The 15,699-nt window shown below is 71.0% G+C and carries 11 protein-coding genes and 2 pseudogenes; 5 read left to right on the forward strand and 8 right to left on the reverse strand.

Annotated features, from left to right (window positions below; translation table 11 throughout):
* Nucleotides 1-166 precede the first annotated feature (166 nt).
* Nucleotides 167-844 (forward strand): annotated as a pseudogene (locus tag ACIBK0_RS03245) (MFS transporter); the annotation flags it as partial.
* On the opposite strand, the gene ACIBK0_RS03250 reads toward ACIBK0_RS03245, so the two are convergent.
* On the reverse strand, nucleotides 822-1,409 hold the full coding sequence (locus ACIBK0_RS03250) for an RBBP9/YdeN family alpha/beta hydrolase (protein WP_399074972.1): 588 nt from the start codon (nucleotides 1,407-1,409) through the stop codon (nucleotides 822-824). The pseudogene ACIBK0_RS03245 and the gene ACIBK0_RS03250 sit on opposite strands and share 23 nt — an antisense overlap.
* A gap of 50 nt (nucleotides 1,410-1,459) precedes the next feature.
* Between ACIBK0_RS03250 and ACIBK0_RS03255 the strand changes: the two genes are divergently transcribed.
* Nucleotides 1,460-2,404: a LysR family transcriptional regulator gene (locus ACIBK0_RS03255; RefSeq protein ID WP_399074974.1), complete on the forward strand. Its 945-nt coding sequence runs from the start codon at nucleotides 1,460-1,462 to the stop codon at nucleotides 2,402-2,404.
* A gap of 96 nt (nucleotides 2,405-2,500) precedes the next feature.
* On the opposite strand, the gene ACIBK0_RS03260 is transcribed toward ACIBK0_RS03255, so the two are convergent.
* A complete protein-coding gene (locus ACIBK0_RS03260; protein ID WP_399074976.1) occupies nucleotides 2,501-3,145 on the reverse strand; it encodes a GNAT family N-acetyltransferase in 645 nt (214 codons plus the stop codon).
* Between the two features lie 244 nt (nucleotides 3,146-3,389).
* On the reverse strand, nucleotides 3,390-4,622 hold the full coding sequence (gene aroA / locus ACIBK0_RS03265; RefSeq protein WP_399074978.1) for a 3-phosphoshikimate 1-carboxyvinyltransferase: 1,233 nt from the start codon (nucleotides 4,620-4,622) through the stop codon (nucleotides 3,390-3,392).
* 479 nt (nucleotides 4,623-5,101) lie between these two features.
* Between aroA and ACIBK0_RS03270 the strand changes: the two genes are divergently transcribed.
* Nucleotides 5,102-6,970 (forward strand): glycoside hydrolase family 3 protein, encoded by a 1,869-nt coding sequence (locus tag ACIBK0_RS03270; RefSeq protein ID WP_399074980.1) that lies wholly within the window; start codon nucleotides 5,102-5,104, stop codon nucleotides 6,968-6,970.
* Nucleotides 6,971-7,130: 160 nt separating this feature from the next.
* Nucleotides 7,131-7,772 (forward strand): hypothetical protein, encoded by a 642-nt coding sequence (locus tag ACIBK0_RS03275; RefSeq protein ID WP_399074982.1) that lies wholly within the window; start codon nucleotides 7,131-7,133, stop codon nucleotides 7,770-7,772.
* A 25-nt stretch (nucleotides 7,773-7,797) separates the two neighbouring features.
* On the opposite strand, the gene ACIBK0_RS03280 is transcribed toward ACIBK0_RS03275, so the two are convergent.
* Nucleotides 7,798-9,246, reverse strand: coding sequence for a S28 family serine protease (locus ACIBK0_RS03280; RefSeq protein ID WP_399074984.1), 1,449 nt, complete (start codon nucleotides 9,244-9,246; stop codon nucleotides 7,798-7,800).
* A 112-nt stretch (nucleotides 9,247-9,358) separates the two neighbouring features.
* Nucleotides 9,359-9,748: a hypothetical protein gene (locus tag ACIBK0_RS03285; RefSeq protein ID WP_399074986.1), complete on the reverse strand. Its 390-nt coding sequence runs from the start codon at nucleotides 9,746-9,748 to the stop codon at nucleotides 9,359-9,361.
* Between the two features lie 164 nt (nucleotides 9,749-9,912).
* Here ACIBK0_RS03285 and ACIBK0_RS03290 point away from each other — a divergent pair, with 164 nt between their 5' ends.
* On the forward strand, nucleotides 9,913-10,416 hold the full coding sequence (locus tag ACIBK0_RS03290; RefSeq protein WP_399074988.1) for a hypothetical protein: 504 nt from the start codon (nucleotides 9,913-9,915) through the stop codon (nucleotides 10,414-10,416).
* A gap of 28 nt (nucleotides 10,417-10,444) precedes the next feature.
* On the opposite strand, the gene ACIBK0_RS03295 is transcribed toward ACIBK0_RS03290, so the two are convergent.
* The 3 genes and pseudogenes from ACIBK0_RS03295 to ACIBK0_RS03305 form a co-directional block, all read right to left on the reverse strand.
* Nucleotides 10,445-14,233 carry an ABC transporter ATP-binding protein gene (locus ACIBK0_RS03295; RefSeq protein WP_399075141.1) on the reverse strand — a complete coding sequence of 1,263 codons (3,789 nt, stop codon included), beginning with the start codon at nucleotides 14,231-14,233 and terminating at the stop codon, nucleotides 10,445-10,447.
* A gap of 104 nt (nucleotides 14,234-14,337) precedes the next feature.
* A pseudogene (locus ACIBK0_RS03300) lies at nucleotides 14,338-14,493 on the reverse strand (esterase-like activity of phytase family protein); the annotation flags it as partial.
* Between the two features lie 89 nt (nucleotides 14,494-14,582).
* Nucleotides 14,583-15,509: a serine hydrolase gene (locus tag ACIBK0_RS03305; protein ID WP_399075143.1), complete on the reverse strand. Its 927-nt coding sequence runs from the start codon at nucleotides 15,507-15,509 to the stop codon at nucleotides 14,583-14,585.
* Between the last annotated feature and the right edge of the window lie 190 nt (nucleotides 15,510-15,699).

The following is a 15,699-nucleotide window of genomic DNA, read 5'->3' on the forward strand; positions in this document are numbered from 1 at the left end:
CCCCGCACACCGCACGTCACGCGCCCGGCCCGGGGGTAAATCATTCGCCCGGACCGGCGGCGGCCGGTTACCCTCCGCGGCGTGAACCACCCCGCGCACCCCGTCACCCCCTCGTGAGCCTCACCCGGATGCTGATCGACGTCCGGCCGTTGCGGACCTCCTCCGCCTTCCGGCGGCTGCTCATCGGGCGGACGGTGTCCGTTCTGGTCGCTTTCATGGCCATGGTCGCCGTCATGTACCAGGTCTCGACGGGCTCCGCTTCCTGGCCGGGCACCGGGTGGTGCGCGGTGCGCTGATCACCGACCTGGCCACCACCGTGCTGCCGATGCCGGTCAGCCTGTTCCCGCTGGTCAACGCCGAACGGTTCGGCGGAAGTCCGCGCACGCTCGGCCTGTTCCTGTCGGCGCTCGCCGTCGGTGGTGTCACGGCGTCCGCGCTGTCCGGCTCGATCACGCGACTCGGCCGCCCGGGCGTGGTGATGCTCTGCGGCGCGGGAACGTGGGGCGCCGCGCTCGCCGCCTTCGGGCTGATGACCGATCCGTGGGCGGGACTTGGGCTGCTGGCCCTCGCCGGGGCCGCCGACGCCGTCTCGGTGATCTCGCGCAGCACGATCGTGCAGACCCGCACCCCGGACGCCCTGCTGGGCCGGGTCACGGCGGCCGAGCAGATCGTCGGCCAGGCAGGCCCCAACCTCGGCAACCTGCGCGACGGCCTGGTCGCCGGCTGGAACTCCGGCGCGACCGCCCTGGTCAGCGGCTGCCTGTTGTGCCTGCTCGCGGTCACGGCCGTGGGCGCGACGACACCCGAACTGCTCGACGGGGCTACGCCACCGGACGACCGGTGATCCTCGCCGAGTCGTCCAGGCACCAGTCCAGTACGGCGGGCCAGGAGCCGTAACCGGCGTCCAGGTCCAGGTGTGCGACCCCGGGGATGATCTCGGTCGGTACGCCCAGGGGGTCGGCGTAGACGGTGCGGGCGCCCTCGGGGCAGTACGGGTCGTCGTCGCCGGCGACGAGACGGGTGGGTCCCGGCAGCGTCAGGGCGTCGAGCGGCGGCGGGGCGAACTCCGCGATCTCCGGGTGCCGTACGAGGACGGATGGGGACGGCGGCGCCACCAGCAGCACCCGGTCGACGTCGAGGCCCGGCAGACCCCGCGTGGCCGCGTGCAGCCACAGCACGGCGGACGCGCTGTGGGCGAGTACGACGCGCTCGGCACCGGACAGCCGGCCGAGGTGGCGGGCCAGTTCGCCCAGCCACGCTTCCAGGTCGGGGTCATCGGGATCGGGCAGCTGCGGGTACGTGACCTGATGGCCCAGCCCCGTCAGCCGGTCGGCGAGCCAATGCTGCCAGTGGTCCTTCGGACGGTGGTTCTGCCAGCCGTGCAGGATCAGGAAGTGCTTGGTGGTCATGAGTCGATGGTTTCCGATCACCGGTACACCGGTCCAGTTAATCTTTCCGCGTGGAACAGATAAGTGAGACCTTCACTGTCGATCTGCGCCGCCTGACCGTCCTGCGCGAACTCCGGCGCCGCGGCAGCCTGGCGAGAACCGCCGAGGCCCTGCATCTGACCCCCTCTGCGGTCTCCCAGCAGATCGCCGCGCTGGCCCGCGAGGCGGGCGTCCCGCTGACGGAGCGCGACGGCAGAGGCGTACGACTGACCGGGCAGGCGCGCGTCCTGCTGGCCCACGCCGATCTGATCGCCGCCCAACTGGAGCGGGCACGGGCCGACTTGGCGGCGTACGGGGAGGGCGGGCGCGGGTCGGTCACCATCGGCTGCTTCTCCAGCGGGATCCTCGGTCTGCTCCCCGGAGCGCTGAGCGCGCTGGCGGTACGCCTGCCCCATGTCCGCGTCGACGTCGTGGAGGCGGAGCCGCCGGACCTGTTCACCGCGCTCGACGCGGGCCAGGTCGACGTCGCCGTGGCCGTCGACTTCGCCGCCGCACCGCCGCACACCGATCGGCGGTACCGTCGCGTCGATCTGTTCACCGACGTCCTGGACCTCGCCGTCCCGGCCGGGCACCGTCTGGCGGGCCGCGAGCGGGTCGCGCTGCGGGACCTCGCCACCGACGCCTGGATCGTCGGCGACGCGCGCAGCTGCTGCGGCGCGGTGGCCCGTTCAGTCTGCGCGGCCGCCGGGTTCACGCCGGACATCCGGCACGCCGTCAACGACTGGGGTGCGCTCGCCGCGCTCGTCGAGGCGGGCCAGGGGGTCGCGCTGATCCCCCGCCTGGTCCAGCCGCTGTACGCCCACCGCCGCCTCGCCCTGCTGCCCACGGCGGGTGCGACACCGTCCCGGAACGTCTTCGTGGCCGTACGGGCGGGGTCGGAGACAGACCCGGTGCTCGCCGCGGTGTGCGACCAACTGCGTACCACGGCCGGTGATGTGGTCGGTTCGGGCAACTGAGCACCCGCGTCCAAAAGGCTCCTGCCGCACTCGCGGTCCCCGACCTCCCAGGCGTCACGGAGTGCCTCCACGAGCAGAAGGCCCCGGCGCCCGCCCCTACCTCACCGTCTCCCCCACCGCCTGGACCGCCTTCCTCACCCTCGCGGACAACCGTTCCTGACACTCCGGCCACTCCGCCGCCGTGATCGAATAGATCGCGGAGTCACGGAGGCGGCCGTCCTCACCCGGGGCCCAAGAGCGGGACCAGTTGCGCAGCACGCCCTCAAAGCGGGCGCCCGCGCTCTGGATCGCGGCGCGGGAGCGGCTGTTGCGGGCGTCGGTCTTGAGGTCTACACGGCAGACGCCCCACTCCTCGAAGGCATGCCGGAAGAGCAGCAGCTTGGCCTCGGCGTTGATGCCCGTGCCCTGGGCGGAAGACGCGAGCCAGGTGAAGCCGACCTCGATGGCGTCGAGTTGATCGTCCGTCAGCCAGGAACGCGGCTCCCAGTACGACGTGGCGCCGACCGCCCGCCCCGAGGCGACGGACACCTGCGCGTAGGGCGCGAGCTTGCCGGTCGCGGCCCGGGCGAGCTGCGCGTCGATGTACTGCCCCACCTCGTCCGCCCGTGGCACCCAGGTGAACTCGTACGAGCCCCGGTTCACCTCCGCCGCGACGGCCAGGTCGGCGGCATGACGATGGTCCAGCGGCTCCAGACGTACGAGCGCGCCTTCCAGGACCGGTCCCTCCAGCTTGAAAGTCACCGGCCGAAGTGTTCCGTACGGGACCGGGCCCGTCGAACGAAATTCGCGGGGCCAGGAGCCCCCGCTCGGCGACACCATCCGAGCACCAGCTCCTCGAATCCCGGGAGCTCAGGCCCTGCCACCGCCCCACGGCTCGTAGTCGATGCCGTTGCCGTCGTCGTAGTCGGACCCGACCTCGCTCAGCGGGACACGAGCGCAGGCGGGAAGCGGTGGTCGTCGGTGCGGCTCATGTGTTCTGCGGCCTTCACGCGGGTCCCCCCACCCACGCCCCGAACGCCTCGTGGAAGTCCGGGAACGTCTTCCGTACGCACCCCGGGTCGTCGAACCCGATCCCCGGCGCGCGCAGCGACGTCACCGCGAAGGACATGACGATGCGGTGGTCGCCGTACGTCCTGATCTCGGCCGGGGACGGTGTGCCCGGGTGGATCTCGATCCAGTCGGGGCCGGTCTCCACGCGGACGCCCAGCCGTCGGAGGTTCTCCGCGCAGGCCTCCAGGCGGTCGCACTCCTTCACCCGGGTGTTGCCGACGTCCTCGATGCGGACCGGGCCGGTGGCGAAGGGGGCCAGCGCGGCGAGGGTCGGCATGGTGTCGGAGATGTCGCGCATGTTGACCGTGAGGCCGCGCAGTTCGCCGGTCCCCCGGACCGTCGTACGGTCGGACGCGATCTCCACGTGGGCGCCCATGCGCCGCAGTACGTCCACGAAGCGCAGGTCGCCCTGGAGCGCGCCCTCGCCGAGGCCCGGGACCGTGACCTCGCGGCCGGTGAGCGCGGCCGCGGCGAAGAAGTAGCTCGCGGTGGAGGCGTCGGGCTCGACGGCGTACGTGGTGGCGCGGTAGCCGCCCGGCGCCACCACGAAGACGTCGCCCTCCACCCGTACGTCCGCCCCGAACGCCCGCATCATCACCAGCGTGATCTCGACGTACGGCGCCGAGACCAGGTCCGTGACCGTGATGCGCAGGCCCTTGCGGGTCAGCGGGCCGAGCAGGAGCAGAGCCGTCAGGTACTGCGAGGACTGGCCCGCGTCCAGGGTCACCTCGCCGCCCTCCACCCCGGCCGCCGCGATCCGCAGTGGATGGTGGCCCTCCGCCTCCTCGTGACGCAGGTCCACGCCCAGGTCGCGCAGGGCGCGGGTCAGCGGAAACAGCGGGCGGCGACGCATCTGCGCGGAGGCGTCGAAGCGGTACGCGCCGTGGCCGGCGGCCGCCAGGGTGGGCAGGAAGCGGGCCGTCGTGGCGCCGTCCCGGCAGTACACGTCCGCCTCCGTGACCGCGGGGCCCTGCGGGCGGCCGTCGACGTGCCAGGTGTCCGGGGTCCGTCCGACGCGGTAGCCGAGCCGGGTCAGGCCCTCCGCGAAGCCCTCGGTGTCGTCCGAGCGGAGCGGGCGCAGCAGGGTGGTGACCCCGTCGGCCGCCGCCGCCAGGAACAGGGCGCGGGCGGTGATGGACTTGGAACCGGGGATGTCGACTACGGCCATGCCTTCATGCTGGCTCCCTGACCTGCTCGCTCGCTGGACCGTCCGCCAGGTGGACCCTCTTGGGTGTCGCCGGACGGGCGCGGCGCCGGCAGCACGACGGCCGGCAGTCGGAGCGGGTGGGCCACCCCCTTCCCGGCACGATTGCCCGCGGTGGGAGCGCCTCACCACTCCCGCCCGACACCCCCATCCCAACTTCCGGAGTTACCCGGAAACCGGGGAACCCGGAGACAGCGCCCTTCGTCCAATCCGCACGCTGTCGGATGAGTCTCCGCTGTGCGGTGTCGGCCTCGCTGCTGGCTGCGATCGCTGACCACCCTCTCCGCCGCCTGCGGCCGACAGCACGCCGCCACCGGCGCGCCCCCCTCCAACTGCGCCGGTGGCGGCCCCAACGCGGGTTACTGTGCACACCCTTGACTGGAAGAAACTTCCCGGATATTCGTGACTCCTCGGAAGTTTCCTTCATGAGGGAAGGAGCGCTCGTGCGCGACTCCAGCACGGGAAGCACCGCAAGACCGTCGAGACCGGCCACACTGACCGGACCATCCCGGCGTACCGTCCTCGCCGCCACCGCCGGCGTCACCGCCGCCACGGCCGCCCTCGCCTCCGGCGCAAGCGCGTACGCCGCCGACAGCAGCCGGCACGACGACAAGGTACTGCGCGCCCTGATCTCCCGTATGACGCTGGAGGAGAAGGTCGGCCAGCTCTTCGTCATGCGGGTGTACGGCCATTCGGCCACGGTGCCCGACCAGGCCGACATCGACGCCAACCTCAAGGAGATCGGCGTCAGGACGGCCGCCGAGCTGATCGCCAAGTACCGCGTCGGCGGCATCATCTACTTCGCCTGGGCGCACAACACCCGCGATCCCCATCAGATCGCCGATCTGTCGAACGGGATTCAGAAGGTCAGCCTGGACCAGCCCCGCGGGCTGCCCGTCCTCATCTCCACCGACCAGGAGCACGGGATAGTGGCACGCGTGGGCAAGCCCGCGACGCTGTTCCCGGGCGCGATGGCGCTGGGTGCGGGAGGTTCGCGGACGGACGCCCGCACGGTGGGCCGCATCGGCGGCGCCGAACTGCACGCCCTCGGCATCCGCCAGGACTACTCCCCGGTCGCCGACGTGAACGTCAACCCGGCCAACCCGGTCATCGGCGTACGCTCCTTCGGCGCCGCCCCGGACGCGGTGGCCGACCTGGTGGCGGCCGAGGTGAAGGGGTATCAGGCCTCGGGCGTCGCGGCGACCGCCAAGCACTTCCCGGGGCACGGCGACACAGCCGTCGACAGCCACTTCGGCTTCCCCGTCATCACGCACAGCCGGGAGCTGTGGTCGACCCTCGACGCGGTGCCCTTCCGGGCGGCCATCCGGGCGGGCATCGACTCGATCATGACCGCGCACATCATGGTCCCGGCCCTCGACCCGTCCGGCGACCCGGCCACGCTCTCCCACCCGATCCTCACCGGCATCCTGCGCGAGGAACTCGGCTACGACGGGGTCGTGGTGACGGACTCGCTCGGCATGGAGGGCGTACGGCAGAAGTACGGCGACGACCGCGTCCCCGTGCTCGCCCTCAAGGCCGGTGTCGACCAGCTCCTCAACCCACCCTCCCTGGACGTCGCATGGAACGCGGTGCTGAACGCCGTGCGCGGCGGTGAGCTGACCGAGGCCCGCCTCGAGGAGTCGATCCTGCGCGTGCTCCGACTCAAGGCGAAGCTGGGGCTGCTGACGAGCCCTTATGTCACCGACGGCGGCGTCGACCGCACGGTCGGCACCCCGGCGCACCTCGGGGCGGCCGACCGGATCGCCGAGCGCACGACGACCGTGCTGGTCAACAAGGAGGGCCTGCTGCCGCTGTCCCGTCGGCGCACCCCGAGGGTGCTCGTCGTGGGCGCGGACCCCGCCTCGCCGTCGCTCTCCGACGGACCGCCCACCACCGTCCTCGCCGGCGCCCTCACCGAGCTGGGCTTCACGGCGACGGCCCTGTCCACCGGCACCGCACCCTCGACGGCGACGATCGCCCGGGCGGTCGCGGCGGCGAAGGACGCGGACGCGGTGGTCGTCGGGACGTACAACGTGACGGCGACCGGTTCCCAGAAGACCCTCGTGGAGCAGCTCGTCGCCACCGGTGTCCCGGTCGTCGCGATCGCCATCCGCAACCCGTACGACGTGGCTCAACTCCCCTCCGTGGGCGCCTGCGTGGCGACGTACTCCTGGACGGACGTGGAACTGCGCGCGGCCGTCCGGGTGATCGCGGGCCGGATCGACCCGCGAGGCACGCTGCCGGTACCGGTGCAGCGGGCGGACGACCCGGCAAAGGTGCTGTACCCGATCGGATACGGGCTGCGCTACTAGTCGGATCGGGACACGAGGTGTCGTACGGCCGGGTCATCCGCCGTACGACACGTACGTCGCACACCCGACGCACCGCCCCCAACTGGCGCAAAGCACCCCGCACGTCTGGCGTGTGCCCGCAGTGGCAGGTCACGCTGGACCGGGGTATCGGGGGGAAGCCATGCGAGCCAGTGCGTCGGGTCGGCGTTCCATCGGGGCGGTGTGCGCGCTGCTGCTCGCGCTGGCCGTGCTCTGCGCATGCCAGCGCTGGTCGTCCGCCTCCGATTCCGGGGACAGCGCCCCCAGCGCGGGAGCGACACCGACACGGCCCTCCGGGTACGGGGCGGTGTTCCTCGGCGTCGACGAGTGCAGCTCCTTCGGGACGACCAGCTTCACGGAGGTGCCCTGCACGAGTGAACGGGCCGCCGCGCGGGTGATCGCGCGCTACGACGGCAAGGTCGCGGACGGCCCGTCCTGCCCCGCGACGACGGACTTCGTCCTGCACATCAGCCAGACCGCGCCCGCCTCGGACGAGGACGGCGACGGTGCGGTCCCGCAGGGCTACGCCTGCATGCGCAAGCTCGAACCCCCGCACCCCGGTGATCCGGGCGGCGGCGGAGGCCCCCGCACCATCGTCGGCGACTGCGTCTACAGCGCGGGCAGCAGCCAGGTCCGTGAGACGGCGTGCGACGGCACGGGCAGGAAACCCCCGGAGTACAGGGTGACATCGGCGGTCACCGCCCGGTCCAAGTGCCCGGCGTCGACAGCCCTCTACGTCCAGCTGGGCGGCAGCAAGCCGGTGGGCTGCGCCCGCCCGGTGTGATCGACGGGCGGGCACAGCGGGCGCGTTACGGACGCAGCGCCGGCTCGCGTTCCACGTCGCGCACATCCAGCTTGGCGTCGAACTTCGCCAGCGGCTCGGCCGCGGACGGATTCGACCGGACGGTCGCCGACGCGACGCCCGCCCACTGCAGGATGCGGGCCGTGGCGAGGGCCTTCTCGTCGGCGACGAGACCGGCGACGTTGGCGCCGTGGTTCAGGCCCGGCGCCGTGAAGACGTAAGAGTCATGCGCGCCCGAGCCGAGGCGGAAGCGCTCCGCGCCCCACGGGTCGTTCTGACCGTAGACGAAGAGCATGTGGTTCGCGTGGTGGCGGACCCAGGTGTCCACGTCGCGCATCGCCCACGGCTGGAACTTCATCGGGATGGCACGCGGCACGAAGTTCCGCGGCGGCTGGTAGCCGTACTTGATGTACTTCTTCTCGATCGAGGGGAAGTGGATCGTGGGGGCGCCGAGCTGGGTGCCCGCCTGGTAGTAGTACGGCGTGTACGTCTCCAGGCCCTGGTCGGTGTAGGCCGAGAAGCCGGAGATGGTGTCCACCGAGTCCCAGATCGCGTCGTCCGTCGCGTGGGCGGCGTCCGCCGGGATCGAGTCGCAGTCCGCCAGCAGGCTGTACTGCCAAAAACCCCACACGTAGTCGAGCACGACCGCCTCGTAGGCCCGGTCGAGGCTGCCGATGGTCGTGAACGTGTAGCCGTTGTCGGCCGCGTACTGCTCGTACTTCTTCTCCAGCGGCTCCCGGCGCACCAGCGCCTCACGCTGCACGGCATTCAGCTTGTCGCGGCACTCCTTGGTGCCGACGTGTCCGAAGAAACGGTCGTACGCCGAGTCCTCGTCGTTCACCACGTCGTTGGGGGCGACGTACGCGACGACGCCGTCCATGTCCCGCGGGTAGAAGCGCTCGTAGTACGTGGCGGTCATGCCGCCCTTGGAGCCGCCCGTGGAGACCCACTTCTGGGAGTAGATCGGCTTGAGGGCCTCGAAGATACGGTGCTGGTCGCTGGCAGCCTGCCAGATGTCGAGCTTGGACCAGTCGGCCGGGGCGGGCCGGGACGGAGTGAAGAAGCGGTACTCCATGGAGACCTGGTTGCCGTCCACGATCTGGGTCGGCTCGCGGCGGCTGGGGGTCGTGGAGACGTTGTAGCCGCCGGTGTAGAAGACCGTCGGGCGCGCGGTGTCCTTGTGCAGCACGGTGATCCGCTGCTGGAACGTGCCCTTGGACGGGTGCCTGTGGTCGATCGGCTGGGTGTAGTTGAGGACGAAGAACCGGTAGCCGGTGTACGGCTTCTCCTGGATCAGGCTCATGCCCGGTATGGCGAGAAGCCGGTCCTTGATGTCGACGTCACTGCTTGCGGTGCCGGTGGTGGCCTCCGGCTGGGCGGCGGTGGCCGCCCCGGCCGTGCTCAGCGTGCCTATGAGCACCGTGAGCGCCAGCAGCCATCTGAGCGCCTTGCGCATGCACCCTCCCCTGGGAATACGCAGCTGTCCGCCGGAACCTAGCGGAGCAACTGCCGTGACACCAGGGGATGTTGGGCAATCCTGTGAATGTGCCCGGATCCGGGCCGGGGGCTCAGCAGAGAATCCAGCCCGTGCTCACCGAGCCCGAGCCGACCGACCCCTTGATCCGGACGCAGCGGTGGCCGGCGTGCACGGTCACCGGGCCCGCGTGATGCACGAAGCGCCCCGAGTCGACCACCGGCCGGTTGCCGCGCGCCTGCACGCTGACCGACATCGGCTTGCGGGACCCCTGACTCCTGGGGAAGGTCACGGCGCAGACGTAACCGCTGCGCTTGTAGACCTGCACGTACCCGGTGGAGAAGGGCAGCGTGCGGACCTTGTGTCCCGAGCAGTAGGAGGTGGCCGCCTGCGCGCTGCCGGGGCTCGCGAGCGCGAACAGCCCGGAGGCGGCCAACACGGCCACACCGAGCGCCAACCGTCGGCGTATCGCACCACTGTCCACTGTCGTCCCTCCCGCAGCAATCAGCGTACTGGTGTACGGACGCACGACGTACGTCGGATGGTTGCGTTCGCCCGAGGCTCACCCTGGAGAATTTTTTCCGTGTTTGGGGCAACCGTGCACGTTTACCCGGGGTCCAACTGGTCACAAGCGAAAGGCGGTAGTCCATGTCCGGCACCAAGCCCGCACGCACGAAGCACTCCCGCAAGCCCTCGCGTACGACCGTCCGCGTCCTCGTCGCGGCAGCCCTCCTCACCGCGGCCGGCGCCTCCGTACCGGCGGTCGCCAGCTCCGCCGGCCCGCCCCCGGCCCGCAGCGGCGCCAACGGTCCCGTCTACGACCGGGTGGCCGACTTCTACGGCGCCTACATCGACGCGGTGACCGACTCGGGATCCGGCCGCCTCGACTCCCAGTTGCGCACGTTCTATCTGACCTCGGACCTCCGGTCGCGCCTTGCCACGTGGGAGAACCGCGAGCACGCCGACGGTGTGCTGCGCGCCCAGGACGTGCCGCGCGCCTGGAAGGTGACGGCCGGCGACAGCGGGATGGGTCACACGTGGTCGACGGTCCGTCTGACCTGGGGCTCCGCCCAGCATCCGACGTACACGTATCTGACCGTGCAGTCCGATCTGGCGACGAAGAAGATCTCCGGCATCAAGACGAAGTCCTGACGGCGGTCGGGCGACGGAACGACGGACCTCAGGCGGTGGAACCCACCGGCTCCTCCGGCTCCGGCGCCCCGACGAACGTCCGCCACAACTCGGCGTAGTGACCGTCGAGTCGGAGCAGCTCGTCGTGGGTGCCGTCCTCCGCGACCCGGCCGTGGTCCATGACCACGACCCGGTCCGCGCGGGCCGCCGTCGTCAGGCGGTGGGCGACAATCAAGGTGGTGCGCGCGTAAGCGCTCGTTGAGGGGTGGTGGTCGGGCGACGGGAGGGCGGTCCGGCGGCCCGCAAGGCGGTCGGTGGCCTGGTTGACCAGGGCCTCCGTCGCCAGATCCAGCGCGGCGGTGGCCTCGTCGAGGAGCAGGACGTCCGGGTCGACGAGCTCGGCACGGGCCAGCGCGATCAGCTGACGCTGGCCGGCGGAGAGGTTGCGGCCGCGCTCGGCGACCTCGTGGAGGTAGCCGCCGTCGAGCGTGGCGATCATGTCGTGCGCACCGACCGCGCGAGCCGCGGCCTCCACCTCGGCGTCGGTGGCGTCGGGGCGGCCGTAGGCGATGGCGTCGCGGAGCGTGCCCTGGAAGAGGTACGCCTCCTGGGGCACGACGCCGAGCCGATGACGGTATGCGGTGATGTCCAGGGCACGCAGATCCGTACCGTCGACCGTCACCCGCCCGCCCGTCGGGTCGTAGAACCGGGCGACCAGCTTCACGAGCGTCGACTTGCCCGCGCCGGTCTCCCCGACGAAGGCGACGGTCTGCCCGGCGGGGATGTGCAAGGACACGCCACTGAGGGCCTCTTCGTCGTCGCCATACGCGAAGTCGACGTCCTCGAAGGCTATTTCGCCCCTCAGGGACAGGACTTCGAGCGGCTCGTCGGCGGCCTTCGTCGAGGTCGGCTCCTGGAGCAGCTCCTGGATGCGGCCGAGCGAGACGGTGGCCTGCTGGTAGCCGTCGAAGACCTGCGAGAGCTGCTGCACCGGCGCGAAGAACAGGTCTATGTAGAGGAGGTACGCCACGAGCGCGCCGGTCGTCAGCGTGCCGGCGTCCACCCGGTGGGCGCCGACCACCAGCACGGCCGCCGCGGCCACGGACGAGAGCAGCTGGACGAACGGGAAGTAGACGGATATCAGCCACTGCCCACGGATCCGCGCCTGGCGGTAGCTGTCGCTGCCCTCCGCGAACCGCCGCCCGCCCGAGCGCTCACGCCGGAACGCCTGGAGGATCAGCAGCCCGGACACCGACTCCTGGAGGTCGGCGTTGACCACCGACACGCGCTCACGGGCGAGTTCGTACGCCTTCACGCTCGCCCGGCGGAAGAAGAACGTGCCGATGATCAGCGGCGGCAGCGTCACGAAGACGACGAGCGCCAGCTGTACGTCGATCACCAGCAGCGCGAACATGATGCCGAAGAAGGTGACGACGGAGACGAAGGCGGTGACCAGGCCCGTCTGCAGGAAGGTCGACAGCGCGTCGACGTCGGTCGTCATCCGGGTCATGATCCGACCCGTCAACTCCCGCTCGTAGTAGTCGAGTCCGAGGCGTTGCAGCTGCGCGAAGATCTTCAGGCGGAGCGAGTACAGGACCCGCTCCCCCGTCCGTCCCGTCATCCGCGTCTCACCGATCTGCGCCGCCCACTGGACGAGCACGGTGACCAACCCGAGCGCGGCCGCGGCCCCCACCGCGCCGAGCGCCATCTTGGTGACGCCCTGGTCGATGCCGTGCCGGATCAGCACGGGCAGCAGCAGGCTCATGCCGGCGTCCACGGCGACGAGGCAGAGGCTCACCAAGAGGGGAGGCCCGAAGCCGCGCAGCAGCCGCCGCAGTCCGTACGACTCCTCCGGCGTGACCGCGCGCGCCTCGTCGATGCCGGGGGTGTCGGTGGCCGGTGGCAGCGCCTCGACCTGGGCGAGGAGTTCGGGGGTGGCGGGCATCCCGGCGAGCGCGTTGTCCTTGGGCTCGCGGTCGCCGGTCCACAGGTGCGGTGTGACTCCCCGCTCCGCGTCGAACTCGGCGTCCAGTTCGTCCCGTACGGAGGTGTCCTCCTGCGGTGCCACCGGCTGAGCGTGTCCCGGGGAGACTCCGCCCAGCTCGTCCGGGTCGGTGAGCAGCCGCCGGTACAGCGGGGACCGCTGCTGGAGCTCTTCGTGGGTGCCGAGGGCGGCGAGGCGCCCGTCGTCGAGCACGGCGATGCGGTCGGCGAGGTTGAGCGTGGAGCGCCGGTGCGCGATCAGGAGGGTGGTGCGGCCCTCCATGACCCCCTTGAGGGCCTCGTGGATCTCGTGCTCGACACGGGCGTCCACGGCGGAGGTGGCGTCGTCGAGGACGAGCAGCCGCGGGTCGGTGAGGATCGCGCGGGCGAGCGCGACGCGCTGCCGCTGGCCGCCGGAGAGCGTGAGGCCGTGCTCGCCGACCTTGGTGTCGTAGCCGTTCGGCAGCTCGGCGATGAACCGGTCGGCCTGGGCGGCGCGGGCGGCGGCCTCGATCTCCTCCTGGGTCGCCTCCGGGCGGCCGTACGCGATGTTGGCGCGCACGGTGTCGGAGAAGAGGAAGGAGTCCTCGGGGACGAGCCCGATCGCGGCGCGCAGCGACTCCTGCGTCAACTCGCGCACATCGTGGCCGCCGACGAGGACGGCACCGTGTGTGACGTCGTAGAAGCGCGGGAGGAGGAGGGAGACCGTGGACTTCCCGGAGCCGGAGGAGCCGACGACGGCGAGGGTCTCGCCCGGCCGGATCTCGAACGACAGCCCGTCCAGTACCGGCCGCCCCTCCTCGTATCCGAACGACACGTCGTCGAACTCGACCGTCGCGGGCGCGTCGGCGGGCAGGGTCTTCGTCCCGTCCTGGATCGACGGCTCGGTGTCGATGAGTTCGAGCACGCGCTCGGCACCGGCGCGGGCCTGCTGCCCGACGGTGAGGACGACGGCGAGCATGCGCACGGGCCCGACGAGCTGGGCGAGGTAGGAGGAGAACGCGACGAACGTACCGAGCGTGATCTGCCCGCGCACGGCGAGCCAGCCGCCCAGTGCGAGCATCGCGACCTGGCCGAGGGCGGGGACGGCCTGGAGCGCCGGGGTGTACTTGGCGTTGAGCCGGATGGTCCGCAGCCGCCCGGCGAAGAGCCGCCGCCCGACCTCCCTGAGCTTGCCGGTCTCCTGCTCCTCCTGCCCGAAGCCCTTCACCACGCGAACGCCGCTGACGGCGCCGTCGACGACTCCCGCGACGGCGGCGGCCTGGGCCTGCGCGTACCAGGTGGCGGGGTGCAGTTTGGAGCGGCTGCGCTTGGCGACGAACCAGAGGGCGGGGGCGACGGCGAGCGCGACCAGGGTGAGCGGCAGGGACAGCCAGGCCATGATCGCGAGGGAGATCAGGAAGAGCAGGATGTTGCCGATGGTCATCGGCAGCATGAAGAGCAGGCCCTGGATCAGCTGGAGGTCACTCGTCGCCCGCCCGACGACCTGCCCGGTGGACAGCTCGTCCTGGCGCCTGCCGTCGAGCCGGGTGATCGTCTCGTACATCTCCGTACGGAGATCGTGCTGGACGTCGAGGGCGAGGCGGCCGCCGTAGTAGCGGCGGATGTAGGTGAGGACGTAGACGAGGACGGCGGCGCCGATCAGCGCGCCGGCCCAGGGGGCCATGCCCCTGGTGTGATTCCCCACCACGTCGTCGATGATCACTTTGGTGATCAGCGGGACCAGCGCCATGACGGCCATGCCGGCCAGCGAGGAGCCGAGCGCGAGGACGACGTCCTTCGGGTACCGCCACGCGTACCCGGCCAGTCGCCGTGCCCAGCCGGCTCCCTGTTCCCGCCGCGCCCGGCCCCGCATTTCCCCCTGCTGCGCTGCCACGCCGTGCCTTCCGTAGATCTCACTCCGCCGGAAAGCACAAACGCCGAATGAAGCGGATTTCATCCCTCCGCAATATTCGTCTCCTACGGCAGCCGGACCCGCAGGGAGTGGAAGCGGGTGATCTGAACCGGGTTCTGGTTGTCGTCGCTGACCAGGAGCAGGGTCGGACGGCCGTGCGCCCGGCCGGTGACCGCGAGGCCCTCGATGTTGTCGAGGAGCGGGTTGGGCTGCGGCTGTCGACGGCATCAACCCGCAGCGAGGACCGGTCGGAGAGCGCGGCCACGCCGCCGTCGCGGTCCACGGCGAGCGCGGAGAGATCCGTGAAGCGTCAGCCGCCCGACGGCACCGCCGGGAACGCCTCCTGCGGGGTGGCCGTCGGCGTGTACCGCTGGACGGTGGCGCTGCTCGTGGTGGTCGTCGGCACCAAGTCCTTGTGGATGACCTTGGCCACGTTCTGGATGGTGGTGACGCCGTAGCTCATGGTGCTGTTGCCGTGCGTGAGCACCGTGATCATGTAGTCGTGACCGGCCCCGTTGAAGGTGCCGACGCTGTGCACGCGCCAGCCGTGCGTGGAGCGCTGCAGCCAGCCGTTCTTGACGTGCACGGACACGGACGAAGGCGCCCCGGCCGGGGTACCCCAGCGCTGCGAGGAGATGACCTGGCCCATCAGCTTGAGGATGTACGCGCGGGAGTTGTCGCTCAGCACCGTGTTCTTGGCGGTGATGAGCTTGAGCAGCTTCTGCTCGTCGGTCACGGTGATCTGAGTCAGGCCCCAGTAGCCGTTCGCGCCCGGCACGGTCTGGGTCATGCCGGCCGCGGCCAGAAAGCCCTTGATCTTCGTCATGCCCAGCTGCTTCCACAGGGCGGTGGTCGCGTTGTTGTCCGACTGGGTGATCATGGCCTTGGTGAGGGAGACCTCACGGTCGGTCAGATAGCGGTTGTGCTTCTTCGCGTCCCACAGCAGCGTGGCGAGAACGGTCACCTTCACCACACTGGCGGAGTCGAAGGCGGTGCTGCTTCGCAGGGTGCACGTCGTCTTGGTGGTGCGATCGTAGAGGCCGACCGCGACCGTGCCGGTGCGGTTCGCGAGCGCCGCGGTGATGTCGTTCTGCAGCTTGGCGGCCAGGCCCGCCTGGGCCGACGTACAACTGACTGTCGGTGTCGTCGCAGCGGCGGCGGGTGCCGCGGCCGCCACGAACGGCACGATCACTCCGGCTCCGAGGCTCGCTGCGAGCACACGGGTACCCCGGGACATCCGGTGAGTCATGGAGGCTTCCCATCCCCTTGAACCGATACGAATGCGCCACGGGCGCACTCGCCTCCCTTGACTCATAGGGGCGGCCGAAAGTTGTACGTACGTTCCCAGGGCGCAAGTTCGGACCGCTGCGACCTGCCGGGGTGGGGGCCACCGGGTCGGGGGTCACCGGTGCGGGCGCTCTCTTACC

It is taken from the genome of Streptomyces sp. NPDC050564 (assembly GCF_044457265.1).
Taxonomy (GTDB): domain Bacteria; phylum Actinomycetota; class Actinomycetes; order Streptomycetales; family Streptomycetaceae; genus Streptomyces.